The organism is Cryptocyanus atlanticus LEGE 06306 (genome assembly GCF_056633155.1).
Genome location: NZ_JBSJOZ010000010.1, coordinates 59,319 through 75,947, shown reverse-complemented (window position 1 = coordinate 75,947; position 16,629 = coordinate 59,319). Strand labels below are relative to the sequence as shown.

General features: G+C 67.8%; 15 protein-coding genes. 6 read left to right on the top strand and 9 right to left on the bottom strand.

The window, feature by feature from the left end; genetic code table 11:
* Positions 1-29 precede the first annotated feature (29 nt).
* Positions 30-1,346 (top strand): O-antigen ligase family protein, encoded by a 1,317-nt coding sequence (locus ACWJI7_RS11060; RefSeq protein ID WP_479937953.1) that lies wholly within the window; start codon positions 30-32, stop codon positions 1,344-1,346.
* Here the strand turns inward: ACWJI7_RS11060 and ACWJI7_RS11055 are convergent.
* From ACWJI7_RS11055 to ACWJI7_RS11020, 8 genes are all read right to left on the bottom strand, one after another.
* Positions 1,250-1,726 (bottom strand): hypothetical protein, encoded by a 477-nt coding sequence (locus ACWJI7_RS11055; RefSeq protein WP_479937951.1) that lies wholly within the window; start codon positions 1,724-1,726, stop codon positions 1,250-1,252. The two genes, ACWJI7_RS11060 and ACWJI7_RS11055, sit on opposite strands and share 97 nt — an antisense overlap.
* Positions 1,723-2,814: a hypothetical protein gene (locus ACWJI7_RS11050; protein ID WP_479937949.1), complete on the bottom strand. Its 1,092-nt coding sequence runs from the start codon at positions 2,812-2,814 to the stop codon at positions 1,723-1,725. Before ACWJI7_RS11050 ends, ACWJI7_RS11055 begins: the two co-directional genes overlap by 4 nt.
* Positions 2,807-3,388: a KdsC family phosphatase gene (locus ACWJI7_RS11045; protein ID WP_479937947.1), complete on the bottom strand. Its 582-nt coding sequence runs from the start codon at positions 3,386-3,388 to the stop codon at positions 2,807-2,809. Before ACWJI7_RS11045 ends, ACWJI7_RS11050 begins: the two co-directional genes overlap by 8 nt.
* Positions 3,389-3,409: 21 nt before the next feature.
* Entirely contained in the window at positions 3,410-4,222 is an 813-nt protein-coding gene (gene kdsA / locus ACWJI7_RS11040; RefSeq protein WP_479937946.1) for a 3-deoxy-8-phosphooctulonate synthase, read from the bottom strand.
* A gap of 75 nt (positions 4,223-4,297) precedes the next feature.
* On the bottom strand, positions 4,298-6,076 hold the full coding sequence (locus ACWJI7_RS11035; protein ID WP_479937944.1) for an ABC transporter ATP-binding protein: 1,779 nt from the start codon (positions 6,074-6,076) through the stop codon (positions 4,298-4,300).
* Between the two features lie 88 nt (positions 6,077-6,164).
* Positions 6,165-7,223: a glycosyltransferase gene (locus ACWJI7_RS11030; protein WP_479937942.1), complete on the bottom strand. Its 1,059-nt coding sequence runs from the start codon at positions 7,221-7,223 to the stop codon at positions 6,165-6,167.
* A gap of 34 nt (positions 7,224-7,257) precedes the next feature.
* A complete protein-coding gene (locus tag ACWJI7_RS11025) occupies positions 7,258-7,971 on the bottom strand; it encodes a biliverdin-producing heme oxygenase (protein WP_479937940.1) in 714 nt (237 codons plus the stop codon).
* A 78-nt stretch (positions 7,972-8,049) separates the two neighbouring features.
* Entirely contained in the window at positions 8,050-8,502 is a 453-nt protein-coding gene (locus ACWJI7_RS11020) for a hypothetical protein (protein ID WP_479937939.1), read from the bottom strand.
* Between the two features lie 161 nt (positions 8,503-8,663).
* Between ACWJI7_RS11020 and ACWJI7_RS11015 the strand changes: the two genes are divergently transcribed.
* The 5 genes from ACWJI7_RS11015 (at position 8,664) to ACWJI7_RS10995 (ending at position 15,213) form a co-directional block, all read left to right on the top strand.
* Positions 8,664-10,148, top strand: coding sequence for an NADP-dependent isocitrate dehydrogenase (locus ACWJI7_RS11015; protein ID WP_479937938.1), 1,485 nt, complete (start codon positions 8,664-8,666; stop codon positions 10,146-10,148).
* Complete coding sequence (locus ACWJI7_RS11010) at positions 10,100-12,235, top strand: acyltransferase family protein (RefSeq protein WP_479937936.1); 2,136 nt, start codon at positions 10,100-10,102, stop codon at positions 12,233-12,235. Before ACWJI7_RS11015 ends, ACWJI7_RS11010 begins: the two co-directional genes overlap by 49 nt.
* Positions 12,236-12,270: 35 nt before the next feature.
* Positions 12,271-13,644 (top strand): (Fe-S)-binding protein, encoded by a 1,374-nt coding sequence (locus ACWJI7_RS11005; RefSeq protein WP_479937934.1) that lies wholly within the window; start codon positions 12,271-12,273, stop codon positions 13,642-13,644.
* A 348-nt stretch (positions 13,645-13,992) separates the two neighbouring features.
* On the top strand, positions 13,993-14,637 hold the full coding sequence (locus ACWJI7_RS11000) for a Crp/Fnr family transcriptional regulator (protein ID WP_479937932.1): 645 nt from the start codon (positions 13,993-13,995) through the stop codon (positions 14,635-14,637).
* 27 nt (positions 14,638-14,664) lie between these two features.
* Positions 14,665-15,213: a phosphate-starvation-inducible PsiE family protein gene (locus tag ACWJI7_RS10995; protein ID WP_479937931.1), complete on the top strand. Its 549-nt coding sequence runs from the start codon at positions 14,665-14,667 to the stop codon at positions 15,211-15,213.
* A gap of 9 nt (positions 15,214-15,222) precedes the next feature.
* On the opposite strand, the gene ACWJI7_RS10990 is transcribed toward ACWJI7_RS10995, so the two are convergent.
* The gene (locus ACWJI7_RS10990) at positions 15,223-16,623 is read right to left on the bottom strand and encodes a four-carbon acid sugar kinase family protein (RefSeq protein ID WP_479937929.1); all 1,401 of its coding nucleotides are present in this window, start codon (positions 16,621-16,623) and stop codon (positions 15,223-15,225) included.
* Positions 16,624-16,629: the final 6 nt, after the last annotated feature.

The following is a 16,629-nucleotide window of genomic DNA, read 5'->3' as shown; positions in this document are numbered from 1 at the left end:
CGCGCAGCCGGTTCAATCTCCAGGCTTTCGTGTCACTGATCAGCGACGCGTGCCTGGTGCTGGCGATCGTGATGCTGTTCATCGAGGACGGCAAACGCTTCAGTGCCGGAGCCACCACGGTCTGGCTCGCCATCGAGACCGTGCGCCTGACCAGCGCCCTGCCCTGGTCGTGGGGGGTGCTGGCCATCCTGGCCCTGAACGTGCGCGGGATCGTGCTCGACGACGGTCCGACTCCCGTCTCCCACATGGACTACGTGGTGGTCATCATCGCCTTTCTGGTGGGCTTCGGCCGCGACGCCGGCCACTGGCGCCGCACCGCCACCCTGGTGAGCGGAGCCTGTCTGGTGGGCGTGCTGCTCAACGCTGAGGTCATCGTCGACTTCGCCTGGTGGTCGATCGAGTATCAGGCCCACAGCCTCACCAAGAACCAGACGGCCCTGCTGGCCGGACTGGGGGCCCTCAGCGGCGTGACGGCGGGGGTGCTGGGCCGGCGCCAGCTGCACGGGTGGCTGCCGATGATCCCCTGCATCGCCGCCAGCCTGATCCTGGCGAGAGCCACCACCTCCCGGGCCGCCATGGGGCTGGTCCCCCTGTCCCTGCTGCTGGCCGGTCTGCTGATCGTCCGCGATCGGCTCGGCGCAGCCGTCCGCGGCCGGCTCTCGGCACTCACCCCCGCCGCCCGCCGCGGACTCGCCCTGCTCGCCGTGGTGCTGCCGGCCTCGCTGGTGGCCATCGCCCTGATCGTGGAGATCACCGCCCCGGGAGGGCTGCTGCGCTGGTTCAGCGACCTCTACGGGGCGGAAAACCTCGCCAACGACATCGGCAGATTCCGGGTGTGGGAGTGCTATCTCGGGCTGCCGTTCAAGGGTGAGAACCGGTTCATCTATGGAGTCGGGTTTCAGAACTCCTGGCAGGTCTGGTGCACTCCTGAGGTCACGGGCCGGTTCCTGACCCATTCCCATAACCTCCTGCTGCAGATCTGGGCGGAAAACGGGGTCCTGCCCTTCGCTCTGGTCCTGGGGCTGCTGGGGCTGATGGTCCGTCGGGTGCTGCGCAACACGGCGCACCGCGCGAAACCGGGCCGGGGCCGGGAGATGGGGGCGGCGATGGCCTTCACGAGCACCGCGCTGTTCCTCTACCTGATCGGCTTCCACATGGTGGAACTGGGCATGATGAAAGTCCCCATCCTCACGGCCCTGTTCGGGACCTTCCTGGCGGCGATCTATCCCCCCCGGAACCGGCGCAGAATTCACTCCAGATCGATCACCACGGCACCGGATGAGACCGCCAGCTCACTGACATGGCGCCGGACGCCGAACTTGCCCTGGGCCACCTCAATGCTGTAGATCCGGGCGGGCCCCCGCAGCGCAATGGTGGGGGAGAACCGGCAGCCCCGGTAGACCCAGCTCCCATCGGCATCCCGCTCCTTCGCCAGCACCGTTCCCGGCCCCAGGGGAGCCGAACCGATCTCACGGCCCCGTTCGTCGCGGATCACCACCTCGGTGGTGGGGCTGACCTGGCGGTACTCCCCGATGCCCTGACAGGCGAGGGTGTCGGGATCGAAACGCATGGCCCGCTGGCCCGCGGTCGCCACCGGGGTCACCGAGGCCTGCTGATTGCTGGAGGCCACGATGAAGGACAGATCGATGGCCTGGGGCGGATCATGCCGACCACAGCCGCTCAGCAGAGCCAGCCCGCAGAGGGCTCCAGCCCCGGCGGGGATCATTGAGGATCGGCAGGGCATGGGGGGTGAACACCGCCCCGGAGGATAGAGCGCATCTGGGCCGGGCTCCGAACCCGGTCGAATCCCCAGTAGGGCTGCAGCAGGGAGCGCACGGCGGCGCAGGCGTCGACCCGGCCCAGGAGGGCGGCCAGCTGGCGGCTGAGGGCGGCGCGTTCCTCCCACTCGACGGCCTCGACGTCGGCCTGGCCGCGGCGCAGGGCGGAGAGATCCTGCTCCGGAGCCACCTCGATCCAGTGCAGGTCGAGATCCAGCGCCAGTCCGTAGCCGAGATGGGTGCCGAAGGCGTTCGTCGCCAGGCCCTGGCTGAGCTCCATCAGGGTGCGCAGGGCATCGAGGAACCAGGGGTTGGAGCGATGGCCGTTGCAGGCCACGATCCACTCGGCCGGAAGCCCGGGCCACTCGGGATCCTTCCAGTGCCGCAGCCAGATCACCGATCGGTAGCCTCCCGAGGCCTGGATACTCCGGACAGCGGCGAGACAGGCGGGCAGATCCATCCGGCGCTCCACCGCGTCCCAGCTGTGGGCCAGCACCACCAACAGGGTGGGGCCAAGCTCCCGCCGCAGCGCCTCCTGGCGTCGGGGGTCCAGCAGGGATCGGGCGTAGGCGATCCAGGGGCCGATCGCCAGGGCCGGCTGACCGAAGCGCTCCTGAACCCACCGGGCTCGGAGGGGGCCCATGCACAGGAAGGCCTTCGACCAGGGCCTGGGGCTCTCGAAACCCGACTCCCGCGACACCTTGAGTCCATGCTCGAGCAGCAGGGGCAGGGGGGCTCCGATCAAGGGCAGACCGCCGTGCCGCTTGAGCAGGATGTCGTGGCCGTAGTGATGCGACGACTTCTCGCGCTCCCTCCGCACCGGCGTGTGAAACGCCGGGAGATCACGGCTGGGACGGAACCGACCGTCCTCCCAGAGATCGGGACAGACCCGGGGGGCGAAGGGTTCACTGTGGAAGGCCTGGTGCACCAGACCGGCATAGGCCGAGAGCGCCGCCTCCTCCTCCGGCTCGCCCAGGAGCCGCCGGCGCAGGCCCCTCCGCCACCAGTGGAGATCCTCCCGGCGGCGCCTAAGCATTGCGATCCGTCCAGCCGTGACGCAACAGGGCCTCCATGCGGCCCCGCCGGCAGGCGATCGCCTCGGCCAGGGCGCGGATGGCACCCCGGCCGCCGGGCTCAGGCAGCACCAGATCGGCCCGGTGGCGGAACCAGCCCGGTGCATCGGCCGGAGTGAGCAGCAGCCCGACGTGATCCCGCACCACCAGATCGTTGAGGTCATCGCCCACGTAGGCCGTCCGGTCCGGTGCCACGCCCAGGAGTGCGCCCAGCTCCACGATCGCGGCGGCCTTGTCCTGGACACCCACCAGGGCATGGCGGATCCGCAGATGGGCGGCGCGCAGCTGGGTGGCCCCGCCGCGACCACCACTGAGGCAGGCCACCTCGATGCCCAGCGACTGGATCAGGCGGATGCCCAGGCCATCGCGCACATCGAACCGCTTGAGCGGTTCACCCTCGGATCCGTAGAAGAGGCCCCCATCGGTGAGCACCCCATCGACATCGAGCACGAGCAGCCGGAGTCCATCCAGGTGGCGGCCGCAGCGGCGCAGCCCCAGCTGGAACCGGAGGTGACGCAGAAGGGAAGGGTGCTGCACGGGGGGAGCCGGACGTTGGGCCTAGAGCGTGCTGACGGCCACCGGACCCTTCTGGAGCGGGGCACGGATCGCCAGCAACTGCTCCAGCAGGGGTTCGAGGCGATGCAGGGGCACCATGTTGGGACCATCACTGAGGGCCTGGTCCGGATCGGGGTGCACCTCCATGAACAGCCCGTCCACCCCCACCGCCACGGCGGCACGGGCCAGGGGAGCCACGAATTCCCGCTGCCCCCCACTGCTCGTGCCCTGACCCCCGGGCTGCTGCACCGAATGGGTGGCATCGAAGATCACCGGGCAGCCCAGATCACTGAGCTGGGGCAGGCTGCGGAAATCCACCACCAGGGTGTTGTAGCCGAAGCTGTTGCCTCGCTCCGTCAACCAGATCTCGGGAGCGCCCGCCTGCCTGAGCTTGGCCACCACCTGGGCCATGTCCCAGGGAGCGAGAAACTGACCCTTCTTGACGTTGATCACCTTGTCGGTGCCGCTGGTGGCCTCGGCGGCCGCGATCAGCAGGTCGCTCTGCCGGCAGAGGAAGGCCGGGATCTGCAGCACATCGACCACCTCCGCCACCGGGGCGGCCTGCAGGCTCTCGTGGATGTCCGTGAGCACCCGCAGGCCGTGGCGCCGTTTGACTTCGGCCAGCACTTCAAGGCCGGCTGTCACACCCGGACCGCGGAAGGAACCCCCCGAACTGCGGTTAGCCTTGTCAAAACTGGCCTTGAAGATATACGTGATCCCCAGACGATCGGTGATCGCCTTGACCTTCTCAGCAATCTCGAACACCAGCTCCGGGCTCTCGATCACACAGGGACCAGCGATCAGGGTAAAGGACATCGGGGCAAGGGGGGAATGGGGGAATGGTGTCCACCCAACGGGACCAGACAGGGAGCCAGCTGGCCGGATCAGCGGTCAGGATCCAACGAGATTGCGCTCCAGTGAGGCAAGATCCCTGAAGGAATCAGAACGCTCCAGCAACTCACGGAAGCTGCCGAACGCCTTGATCCGGCCCTGGTGAAACTCATAGATCCGATCGCAGCGCATCACCGTGGAGAGGCGGTGGGCGATCACCACGGTGGTGCACCGCCTGCCAATCACATCCAGAGCCTCGATCACATCACTCTCGGTGCGATTATCCAGGGCACTGGTGGCTTCATCCAGCAGCAGAAATTCCGAGCCGCGGTAGAACGAGCGAGCCAGCGCCAGACGCTGACGTTGCCCGCCGGACAACTGCAGGCCATTCTCTCCGATCGGCGTGTGGAGGCCATAGGGCAGTTCACTGACGAATTCATCGAGCTGGGCGGCCTCCAGGGCCGCCCAGACCGAATCCTGATCAGTCTCGTCGGCATGCTGGCCGAAGGCCACGTTCTCGATCACGCTGGCATCCAGCAGGTTGATGAACTGCGGAACCTGGGAGCAAGAGGCCTGCCAGGCCGGCACATCGAAGCTCGAGACGGGAATTCCGTCGAGGGAGAGGTGCCCCTTCCCCGGGCTCAACAGGGCCAGCAGGAGCTGGGCGGTGGTGGTCTTACCGCTGCCTGTGGCCCCCACGAACGCCACGCGGGACCCCACCGGAATGGTGAGATCAATCCCCTTGAGCACCCAGTCGTGGGCGCCGGGATAGGCATACCAGACATCCTCCAGCCCGATCGTGCGCGTGGGCATCACACCCCTGGGGGTGGGAACGCCCGGATCGCCCAGAACGGGATTTCCGGTGGGCAGCGTCAGGTACTCGATCGTCTTGTCGATCACCGGCAGGCCGCCTCGCAGCTGATTGAGTGAGCTGAAGAATTCCTGCAGCGGGGGGGTGAGGCGAAGGGCCGCAATCGCCAGGGAGGAGATGAAGGGGATGATTTCGGTGACGCTGGAGCGATTCCCGTTCAGCAGGGCGGGAACGGCCCCGACCGCGAAGATCAGGGTGATCCCCAGCGGTTCGATCAGAAAGCGGGGAACAACCGGCAACAGCTCGGCGGACCAGGCGTACTCCTTGGCTTTCTCCCCGGTTTCGATGAACCCCTTGCGGAAGAAGGCCTCGGAACCGGTGAGCTTGATATCTCGGATGGAGCCCAGGGACTCGAGCAGAATATGGGCCGTACGGGCCTCCAGCCGCAGTTTCTGCTTGGAGGCATGGCGCAGGTAGGGGGTGATCAGCTGGGACAGCAGCAGATAGGAGCCGACCAGCGACACGATCAGGACGACGGCCGACCAGCGACCGATCACCAGCACGCCGAAGGACAGCAGCAGAATCGAGAAGATGCTGCTGAACATCTTCAACAGGGGATTGACCACCGAGTTGGATGTTTTCTTGATATGGCTCAGCAGCATGGCCGATAATTTGGCCGTGCTTCTCGAGAGATGATATTCATAGCCCTGGGCCAGAACATTGGCGTGGATTCTGTTCGACAGATCAATCCAGACCCGAGCCGTGAGCCGTTGCTGAAAGAACTGCAGCCCCAGCTTGCTGAACGAGGCCGCCCAGGCCAGCACCGCAAACAGCAGGATGAGCCAGAGGCTCTGATCGATCTGATCTCCGCCGAAAACACGCACACCAGGGATGCGATCCTCCAGGGGGCGACCGACGAGCGCTCCCATCAACCGGGCGATCACTCCCACCGAGGCCAGGTCGATCAGGCCAGGAAGAATCGACAGCGGCACCAGAATCTTCAGCTGTTTGATGCGTTCCTGGGGCAAGAACGCGAGCAGGGTGCGCAGCTGTCGGTACGTCCGGCTCTTCGAGAGCGGGTTCAATCGCCTGACGGACTCAACGTTCAGGCCAACCCTATGGGAGACGGCCTCCTTTCCCGCTCCGAAGCGGCCAGCGCCTTAGCCGCCCCCGGACCTGCCTCAGCCACAATCTCCAGCCAGGAGGAGAGCGCAGCGCCGAGGCCTGACCCTGGAGGAGCCGGCTCCAGTGCGCGTCGATCTCCAGCAGTGCCCGCTCCCAGCGCCGGCGCAGCACCGGCTCCGAGCCGGTCTCGAGCAGGGCCTCCAGCCGCTCTGGAGGGGGGAGCCAGGCGGCGGGGTCGGCCACGGCCGCCATGATCCGCTCCAGGTCGGCCTCGAGGGTGCCGCAGCCGATCTGATGGCCGAGGAGTCCGGGATCGAGGCTGTCGGCCAGGGCGTGATTGAGGCTGCTGAACACGACGCAACCGCAGGCCAGGGCCTCAATTGGCGGCAATCCGAACCCTTCACTGACGCCCCGCCCACGCCAGTAGTCGGCCGAGTCATAGAGCACCACGGCGGCGCCGTTGCACAGCCCGACCAGATCCTCCACCCAGCCGCGCTGAACCTCCACCCGCAGCCCCCTGGCGCGCAGGGCGGGCACCAGCCGATCCAGGACATAGGGACTGCTCTTGCGCTCCTGCACCAGCACGTCGATGGGTCGCGGTCCCGCGGCGGCCAGGTCCGGCCGGCGCTCCCCCCGCTCCAGCCACGGGGACTCCAGGGCATTGGGCACCAGATAGAGCGGGTTGCGAGGGGCTCGGTCCCCCCAGTAGCCGAGGGTGTTGCGACTCACCGCCAGCACCGGGACGCCGGGGGGCAGAGCGAAGCCATAGCCGCTGCTGTGGGCGTGGTACGCGGTGGGCCGTCCCCGCAGCCGACGCAGCTGCCGGGGCACGTCAAAACCCCAGCTGACGATCCAGAGGGCCTCACCCGGGGGAGCCTCCCGGGCCAGTAGATCCTCCAGATAGGGCCGACCCTCTTCGCGCTGGCGGTAGGTCACCACGGAGGTCGGCCGGAGCGAGGCGGTCAGCTGTGCCGTCTGGAGTTCGACCTGAAGGCCACCGCAACGGAACCTGCCGGTGGTGCCGGGAACGAGGAAGCGAAGGGGTCGCACGGGAGGGGCGCAGATCAGCCGCCCCGACTCTGACTCAGGCGACGACGGGCTCGGTGCTGCCGGTCCGCTGGCGACGGGTGAGGAAGCCGAAGAGCACCTTGCCGATGGCGGCCACGAGGTTCCCTTCCAGTTCCTGGAACATGACCATGTTGAGATGGAAGGCGTGGTTGGCCTCCTCCACGATGCGGTCGGCCGTGGGCTGATCGATCGGCAGCTGATCCAGGCTGGTGCGGTAGTTGGCCTTGAACGCCTTCTCGTCGGGGATGGCGTCGAATTCGTAGAAGCGCAGGCCCTCGTGCTCGCCCAGGTTCATCGCTTTCTGGGCGATGGCCTTGAGGATCTGACCGCCGGAGAGATCCCCGATGTAGCGCGTGTAGTGGTGCCCCACGAGCAACTCCGGGGCCTCCTGGGCCACCTGGCGGAGGCGGGCCACGTAGGCGGTGGCTCCGGGGGTGGGCTGCACCTGCTGGCGCCAGTCGGAGCCGAAGTAGAAGGCCAGATCCTGCTCAAGGGCGGAACGGCGGTTGAGCGCGTCACTGGCGATCGGCCCCACCACGGGGTGGGCCTTGAGCTTGCCGATCTCCTCCTCCATGGCGCAGTACACGACATAGAGGTCGGCGACCAGCTTGCGATAGCTGATCTTGTCCACCACCCCCTTGAGGAAGCAGGTCACGAAGCCGGTGTTCTCGGCCATCGTGTGGGCTTTCTTGGTGCCTTCGCGCAACTGAGAAGCAAGGGCGACAGCCATCTCGACGGGGGTGCTGTTTGTGACGAACAGACAAATTAGGGCCGATGGGAGAGCAGAGTCGCTGCAGGTTGCGAAGGGTTAAGCGGCCCTGTCCCCACGGTCGCTCTGAGGGTCCAGCAGGGCGAACAGCTCGCGGCAGATCTGCTGGAGCTTCTCCACGACCTCGGGCCTCGGCAGGTTGGGGCCACTCGGTCGCCAGTCCCCCACGGTGGCCAGGCGCCACTGCTCCCCCTGGAAGGTCATGCCGCTGATCAGCACACCCAGCAGGCGGGGCGGCCCCTGGGCGGGCCCCGGGGCCTCGATCAACCGCAGCTGCATCAGCAGGCTGCGGCACTGGAGCCGGGGACTCCAACCGGGGAAGTGAAAGGCCAGATCCACCGACTCCTCCTCCTCGAAGCGACGGGTGACCGGATCGTCGCGCCAGGGGGTGAGATTGGCTCTGGCATCGGGGAAATGGCGGCGCAACAGACCGGCGGCCGAAGCGATGGCCTGGGCCATCTCCGGACTGCGGGCCAGATCTGCCGCATTCATGGCGTTTCCCCTGAGCAGAAGGGCGGATCGGGCGGAACCTAGGCTCGCCCCAACGATCCCATGCTGCAGCGCCCCGCAGGCCGCTGCGCGAAATGGTCGTTGGATGACCACGGGTCCACCCCTGGTCGCCGTCCCGTCTCACCCCGAACGTCCTGCCGCCGATGGCGACCACCTCCCCGGCCCCCCTCCGCACCGACAGCCCGGCTCCCGGTCAGGTTGCCTACGAGAAACTCACTCCCCCCGGCAGCGGCACCGCCATCCGCTTCGAGAACGGCCTGCCGGTGGTACCGCCCGATCCGATCATCCCGTTCATCCGCGGCGACGGCACCGGCGTGGACATCTGGCCCGCCACCCAGCGGGTGCTGGATGCGGCGGTGGAGCGGGCCTACGGCGGTGAGCGCCGCATCGAATGGTTCAAGGTGTTCGCCGGCGATGAGGCCTGCGACCTCTACGGCACCTACCAGTACCTGCCCCAGGACACCCTCACCGCCATCGAGCAGTACGGCGTGGCGATCAAGGGCCCGCTCACCACGCCGATCGGCGGCGGCATCCGCTCCCTGAACGTGGCCCTGCGCCAGATCTTCGATCTCTACTGCTGCGTGCGCCCCTGCCGCTACTACGCCGGCACCCCCAGCCCCCACAAGCGCCCCCAGGACCTCGACGTGGTGGTCTACCGGGAGAACACCGAAGACATCTACATGGGGATCGAGTGGGAGGCCAGCGATCCGGTGTGTGTGGAGCTGATCGCCCACCTCAACGACGTGGTGATCCCGGCCAATGGCAAGCTCGGCAAACGGAGCATCCCGGAGGGCTCCGGCATCGGCATCAAACCGGTGAGCAAGGCCGGCACCCAGCGCCACGTGCGCAAGGCGATCCAGCACGCCCTCGGCCTGGAGGGGGCCAAGCGCCACGTGACCCTGGTGCACAAGGGCAACATCATGAAGTTCACGGAAGGGGCCTTCCGCGACTGGGGCTATGAGCTGGCCACCAGCGAGTTCCGCGAGGTCTGCATCACCGAGCGGGAAAGCTGGATCCTGGGCAACCTGGAGCGCAACCATGGCCTCACCATCGAGGACAACGCCCGCCTGATCGAGCCCGGCTACGACAGCCTCACGCCCGAGAAGAAGGCGGCGGTGGACGGCGAGGTGAAGGGGGTGCTGGCGGCCATCGGCGAGAGCCACGGCTATGGCAAGTGGAAGGCGATGGTGCTGGTGGACGACCGCATTGCCGACAGCATCTTCCAGCAGATCCAGACCCGCCCCCAGGAGTACTCGGTGCTCTGCACCCTCAACCTCAACGGCGATTACATCTCCGATGCGGCGGCCGCCGTGGTGGGCGGCCTGGGCATGGCGCCGGGGGCCAACATCGGCGACAACGCGGCGATCTTCGAGGCCACCCACGGCACAGCGCCCAAGCACGCCGGCCTCGACCGCATCAACCCCGGCTCGGTGATCCTCAGCGGCGTGATGATGCTCGAGTACCTGGGCTGGCAGGAAGCCGCCGACCTGGTCACAGCCGGCCTGGGCGCCGCCATCGCCAGCGGTCAGGTCACCTATGACCTTGCCCGGCTGATGGAGCCGCGGGTGGAGCCGGTGAGTTGCTCGGGCTTCGCGGAGGCAGTGATCACTCGCTTCAGTGCGGGGTAGGGTCGCCCTCCCATGGGCAGCAGGCGATCGGTGAGATCCGGCAGCAGAGCAGTCGCCGCGGCGAGATCGATGGCCTCCGGGCCGTCGCGATTGTGGCGGTCATCCTCAACCACCTGAACGAATCGCTGCTGCCAAGCGGCTTTGTCGGGGTTGACGTCTTTTTCGTGATCTCCGGCTACGTCTGCACGCGATCGCTGGAACACAAGCCACCGGCCGGCAGCGGCGGGGCCCATCTGGCGGCGTTCTACCGCCGGCGCATCCAGCGGCTGGTGCCGGCCCTGGCGGCCTGTGTTGTCGTCACAGCCCTGCTGACCTGCCTGGTGGTTCCTGATCCGACCGCTTCGCTCTGGACCGGACTGCTGGCGCTGGCCGGTGCCTCCAATCTGTTTCTGTTCCAGCAGGCCACGGATTATTTCGGCTCCAGTGGGCTGCTGAACACCTTCACCCAGACCTGGTATCTGGGGGTGGACTATCAGTTTTATCTGATCTTTCCCCTGGCCTCCTGGCAGCTCGGTCTGGGCCGGACCGGCGCCCCGGGTCGCCGGCGCTTCCGCCTCGCGATGGCCGTGGTGGCCGCGCTCTCGTTTCTCCTATTCCTGCACCGGCGGGAACTGGATCCGTCCGCCGCCTTCTTCCTGCCGGGCCCCAGGATCTGGGAGCTGGCGGTGGGCTGTCTGCTGGGCGTGGCCGGGGAAGGCCAGCGGGCGGATCAGGACGGGGCCAGGGGTGGTGACTGGCTGGCCTGGGGGGCGTTGCTCGCCCTGGCCGGGGCGACCCTGGCCCCCCAGGGGCAGGGCCCGATTCCGTTGCTGGTCAGCGTGGCGGCGACCTGCGCCCTGATCCGGACCCTGAGGGCAGGATCACCGCTCGGGCGGATCCTCACCTGCCCACCGGTGCTGCGCCTCGGTCTGATCTCCTATTCGCTGTACCTCTGGCACTGGAGCGTGATCGCCCTCAGTCGCTGGACGGTCGGGATCCATGCCTGGAGTGTGCCGATTCAGCTGCTGCTGATGCTGGGGCTGGCCGAACTCTCCTACCGGTGGATCGAAACCCCAGCGGCCATGACGCTGGGGGCCGCCAGGAACCGGCGCAGCCTCCTGATCGGCTTCGGCCTCAACGCCGCCGCCGCCACCCTGCTGCTGCTGCTGATCGGCGGGGGGCTCGGGGGCCGTCTCTATGCCGGAGAGCGGCCGGCCACATTGTCGGAGCAACGGCAGAAGCAGCGCATCGCCGGCACGGCCATCACCGCCTTCGAGTGTCTGGCCGATCGCAAGGCCCGGCTCGACGGCCGCCGGATCGAGGCGCTGTTCACCACCTGCTCGGCCCCTCCCACCCCGGAGGGCGGGGCCGAGGCCGGAACACTCTTCGTCGTGGGCGACAGCCACGCCGCGGCCCTGATTCCGCTGGCCGCCGATCTGCACCAGGCAGGACTGGGCATCACCCTGGTGGCCAAGGCCGGCTGTCCGTTCCCGGCCACATCCCACGGCCATCTCGATCCCGGCTGTGCACGCTTCCAGCGGAAGGTCGCCAGCCGGATTCTGGCCGTGGGCCGGCCCGGGGACGCCGTGCTGGTGGCGGGCTATCAGCTGAGCCATCTGGCCAGTGGCCAGGAGGCCAGCCGTGATGGCTTCCTGGATCGATCCGGTGAACCGATCCGGGGCACCCAGGGCAAGATGGCGACCTACGCCCAGGCCCTGGAAACCTTTGCGGCCAAGACCGAGGGGGCCGGCCTGCGGGTCATCCTGCTCGGGGCTGGGCCGAGACTGATCGGGCGTGACACCTGTCTGCCGGAATGGTTCCGACCGGCCCGGTGGAATGCAACCTGCCTGGAGGCTCTCCGGGAGGAAGCGGTCGACGCCGACAGGATGAACACCCGACTGCGCCGGACCCTGCCCGCGGGTGTGCACCTCATCGATCCGATGCGTTGGATCTGCCCGAAGGGTTGCTCGCTGACTGATCTGAGGGCATTGCTGGCCGACGACGACCATCTCACCGACACGGCAGTGCGGCGGTTGAAGCGGCCGGTGCTCGACGCCTTGCCTTCGACGAAGCCTCCCCCAGGGTCGGCGGCAAGCCGGGCAGACTGAACGCCATGAGCTGTCCATCCACCGGCCCCGACTCCATGGTCCGTGCTGCCGATGCCGTCAGCGCGGCCGGTCGCGCCAGCGCCGCCGATCCCTGCATCCACTGCGGGTTCTGCCTGCCCAGTTGCGCTAGCTACCGGGTACTGGGAACCGAGATGGACTCGCCCCGGGGGCGGATCCACATGCTTAAGGCGATCGAAGCCGGCGAGCTCAGCCTCGATGCCACGGTGGCGGGCCATTTCGACTCCTGTCTGGGTTGCCTGGCCTGTGTGAGCGCCTGTCCCTCGGGAGTGCGCTACGACGAGCTGATCGAGGCCGCCCGCCCGAAACTGAACGCGCCGGAGTTGCGCAGCCCCTGGCAGCGGAGTTTCCGAGCTCTCCTGTTCCGGCTGCTGCCCTACCCCGCCCGGCTGCGGGCGGTGCTGCAGCCCCTGCGGTTCTACACCGGCACCCCCCTGCAGCGCCTGGCCCGCCGCAGCGGCCTCACCCGTCTGTTCGGACCGGAGATCGCCGCCATGGAACGGCTGCTGCCGCCCCTCGCCCCCGAAGCCTTCCGCGACACCCTGCCAGTGGTGGTGCCCGCCCAGGGGCCGCGGCGCTACCGCGTGGGGCTGGTGCTGGGCTGCGTGCAGCGCCTGTTCGATCCGGAGGTGAACCAGGCGGCGGTGCGGCTGCTGAGCGCCAACGGCATCGAGGTGGTGATCCCGCCGGCCCAGACCTGCTGCGGCGCCATGACCCATCACCAGGGAGTACTGGAACAGACCCGCGACCTGGCCAGCCGCCTGATCGAGAGCTTCGAGGCCGTGATCGGCCCCGGCCGGGCGGCGGGCACCGCCCCCCTCGACGCGGTGCTGGTGGCCGCCTCCGGCTGCGGCCACACCCTGAAGTCCTACGACACGATCCTGGCGAGCGAACCCGCCTGGGCGGCCAGAGCCGGAGCCTTCACCGACCGGGTGGCCGACATCCAGGAGTTCCTCGAGCGCGTGGGCCTGAGCGAGACCTTCGCCTCCCAGCTCCGGCCGCTTCACCACGCCGATGGCACACCGGCCAGCGCCGAGCGGCCCCTGCGGCTCGCATATCACGATGCCTGTCACATGATCCATGGCCAGGGCCTGCGTGAGCAGCCCCGCCGGCTGCTGCGCCACATCCCGCACGTGCGCATCGTGGACGCGGTGGAGGCGGGGGTGTGCTGCGGCAGCGCCGGCATCTACAACCTCGTGCAACCGGAGGAGGCCGCCGAACTGGGCCGCATCAAGGCGGCCGATCTCAGCGCCAGCGGTGCCGATCTGGCCGTGAGCGCCAACATCGGCTGCAGCCTGCAGATCCGCCAGTTCATGGACGGCACCTCCCGTCCGATCGCGGTGCTCCATCCCGTGCAACTGCTGGAGCGCAGCGCCCGGGGAGGGGGATGAGCCCGGCGGCTCATCATCGCGACTTATCGGCTGGATTCCGAATGCTGTGGGATGAAACCGACTGGTCCGGCAAAAGGGAAACTAGGGTTCAGCAACTCTGAAGGAGGACCAGTTCTTGAGCAAACGCTTCGACTGCCCCGCCTCCTATCCCAGCCTCCCCAATTCCACCACTGCCAAACCCATCTGCGCCAAACCCATCCGCGCCAAACCAGATCGACATTGTTCGATTTCCTTGAATTGGGATGAACACAGATCTCCACGGCCATGCTGTCCAAACAGGCAAGGAGCTTGGATGATCCTTCTGCACAACCGATTCAACCCTCCATTCACCTACGGATCAGTTGCCCCATGCCGTTCTACACCTCCGGGAACAGACTGCGCCTCTCCCTGAGCGTCAACGACCAGATTCCCCTGAGTCGCCATTGGCTGGTTGAGGATGGCTATGTCCGCTGGGCCTGCTGGAACGATCAGTACGAACTGGTCAGCCTGGGCGTGTGGGGGCCAGGCGATCTGATCCTGGTTCAGCCCGACTGGATTCAATCCGGCCACGAGCTTCGATGCCTGACCCGTGCGGTTGTCGAGGAAGCGAAGCCATCAGCGGAGGAGATTCACCTCAGCGTTCACAGGCAGTTGCGGCAGCTCAGTCAGCTCACACTGATCGGCCGCATCCGGCCGGCCGATCAGCGTCTGATGGAGCTTCTGGTCTGGATCGGAGAAACATTCGGCAGTGTGAACTCCAACGGTATCCGCCTGTCACTGGTTGACATGAATCTCACCCACCGGGGCCTGGCTGAGCTCTCCGGACTGACCCGGGTCACGGTGACGAAATCCCTGAATCGCTTCAAAGCCGAAGGGCTGATTCGCTCCCTGGGAGACACGGATCTGCTGGTGCCGAGGCCCCAGCGGTCGACACCGCTGATCCGCGTCAGCCGCTTGCATCACAGCAACACTGAAGGAGCTGCGATCTCCATCCCCACATCGCAACAGCCATGACCATCCCCCTCCCGACGGACACCCCCCATGCAGACCTCGATTCTCGATTCACCCAAGGGGTCCACCCCACGGCCTGAGCCCATCGTGGAGCAGGCCAGACCGGCCCGAATTCCCTGGCACCAGCAGTTCCGGCGCGTTCAGATCGTGCAGTCCCTGGAGGCGGTTCAGGACCTGATCGCCATCTCACTCTGCGTCGGCCTGTTCTGCGTGATGGTGCTGCAGCTGTGGGCGATCTTCCGGTCGCTGTTCTCCACGCTGCAATTTCATGCGGTGACGGCGGACATGCTGTTCATCCTCATTCTGGTGGAGCTGTTCCGGTTGCTGATCATCTATCTGCAGGAGCAGCGGGTGTCAATCGGGGTCGCGGTGGAGATCGCGATCGTCTCGGCCCTGCGGGAGGTGATCGTCAAGGGGGTACTGGAAACCGACTGGCGTCAGATCCTGGCCGTCTGCGTGTTCCTGATGGCGATGGCGGTGCTGCTGGTGGTGCGGGTCTGGTTGCCGCCCACCTTCGAAGGGGTGGATCCGGAAGCGCGGATCTCGGCCCGGGTCCGTCAGGCCTGCGAGCGGCATTGAGCGGGAGGACTAGGCGATCTCCTCCACGGCGAGAGCCCGGCCCCGCTCCATCCAGTGCCAGGCCCGATGCAGGCAGCCGGCCTGGCCCAGATTGCCCGGAAAGGTGAGCAGGGGCAGCCCCGGGAAACGTGGGTGATCGGGGCCGAGCCGGAGCAGCGATAGTCCGGGCAGAAGCTGACCCTCCAGCCGCACCGATGCCAGATCGAGCCCGGAGGTGAGCAGGGTCTGGCTGGTGGTTCCCCCCTTGCTGATCAGATACCCGAGCTGGGGCGGCAGGTCGGCGGCGATCCGGGCCATCAGCCCCGCCAGGGCCTGCCCGAGCGGCCCGCTCACGGCCGGATCTCGTCCGCCCCACAGCCCCCGGCTGGTGGCCAGCACCGGTGTGCGGCCGGCCAGCCAGAACGCCACCATCCGCTCCAGCAGCTCCCCGTGCAGCCCAGCCAGTCGCTCCTCCAGCCGGACCGGGTCGCCCGCCGATCCGTGCAGGCACTCCACCACCCACTCGACCGGGATCTCCACCCTGGCGCAGGCCGGTTCGGCCAGCAGCATTGCCAGTTGGCTGTCCGTGAGCGGCACATGGGACCCCACCAGCACCGCCCCGGGCGCGGCTCCGCGCCGCAGCGCCGCCAGAGCGTCGGGGGCCAGGGGCTGGGGGGGGAGATCGGCCAGTCCCGTCAGCAGGCTGGCGGCCGAGTGCACCAGCACGCGCCGCTCCGGCAGCACCGCCCGCACCGCCCGCCCCAGGGCCTGCAGGTGTCGGGGGCACTCCGCATCCACGGCCACGAGGGGGTTGCCTCCCAACCGCCGCAACCTCGACTCCAGGGCCTGCCCACGGGACGGCTCCAGATCGGGCAGGGCGATCAGCTCCACCGAGTCGGCCGGTCTCCGACCACCGCTCTTCTCCTCCACCCAGGCCGGCAGATGGCTGGTGCCGTAGCCGAAGCGGAGATCCCGGGCGAAGGCACTCAGGTGCACCGGCTGGCCGTGCAGCCGATGGACCCCCCCGACCGTGGTGCGCCCCCCCTCCACGAAAGCCGGCACCAGCAGCGTGACGTCGAAGGGACCGAGGGCGGCATCGATCGCCTCGATCTCCAGCGGGAAATGGCCCCGCAGAGTGGAATCCCCCCGGCTCACCAGCAGCCACGGTCCGATGCCTGCCTCCGCCAGCGCCGGAGGCAGGGCACGGCAGATCTGGGTGATCCGCTCCCGCGCCGCTGCCGGCTCCAGTGCCCGGGTATCGGCCAGCAGGAACAGCAGCGGCGAAGGATCCCGCAGCCCCGCCACCAGGGTGGCGTGGTCCCAGCGCAGCAGCAGGGGGCAGCTGTGCACCGCCTGGGATCCGGTGGGATCGTCGTCGATGACGACGATCTTCAGCGGCGGGGTGAAGCTGGAGGCGGGCTGGGCGTCCATGGCACC

What these genes read in the sequence shown, in the direction of transcription:
- ACWJI7_RS11025 (WP_479937940.1), bottom strand. Translation starts at nt 7,971, where the DNA reads ATGGCTGTCGCCCTTGCTTCTCAGTTGCGCGAAGGCACCAAGAAAGCC.
- ACWJI7_RS10990 (WP_479937929.1), bottom strand. Translation starts at nt 16,623, where the DNA reads ATGGACGCCCAGCCCGCCTCCAGCTTCACCCCGCCGCTGAAGATCGTC.
- kdsA (WP_479937946.1), bottom strand. Translation starts at nt 4,222, where the DNA reads ATGTCCTTTACCCTGATCGCTGGTCCCTGTGTGATCGAGAGCCCGGAG.
- ACWJI7_RS10995 (WP_479937931.1), top strand. Translation starts at nt 14,665, where the DNA reads ATGCAGACCTCGATTCTCGATTCACCCAAGGGGTCCACCCCACGGCCT.
- ACWJI7_RS11000 (WP_479937932.1), top strand. Translation starts at nt 13,993, where the DNA reads ATGCCGTTCTACACCTCCGGGAACAGACTGCGCCTCTCCCTGAGCGTC.
- ACWJI7_RS11005 (WP_479937934.1), top strand. Translation starts at nt 12,271, where the DNA reads ATGGTCCGTGCTGCCGATGCCGTCAGCGCGGCCGGTCGCGCCAGCGCC.
- ACWJI7_RS11020 (WP_479937939.1), bottom strand. Translation starts at nt 8,502, where the DNA reads ATGAATGCGGCAGATCTGGCCCGCAGTCCGGAGATGGCCCAGGCCATC.
- ACWJI7_RS11050 (WP_479937949.1), bottom strand. Translation starts at nt 2,814, where the DNA reads ATGCTTAGGCGCCGCCGGGAGGATCTCCACTGGTGGCGGAGGGGCCTG.
- ACWJI7_RS11015 (WP_479937938.1), top strand. Translation starts at nt 8,664, where the DNA reads ATGGCGACCACCTCCCCGGCCCCCCTCCGCACCGACAGCCCGGCTCCC.
- ACWJI7_RS11055 (WP_479937951.1), bottom strand. Translation starts at nt 1,726, where the DNA reads ATGATCCCCGCCGGGGCTGGAGCCCTCTGCGGGCTGGCTCTGCTGAGC.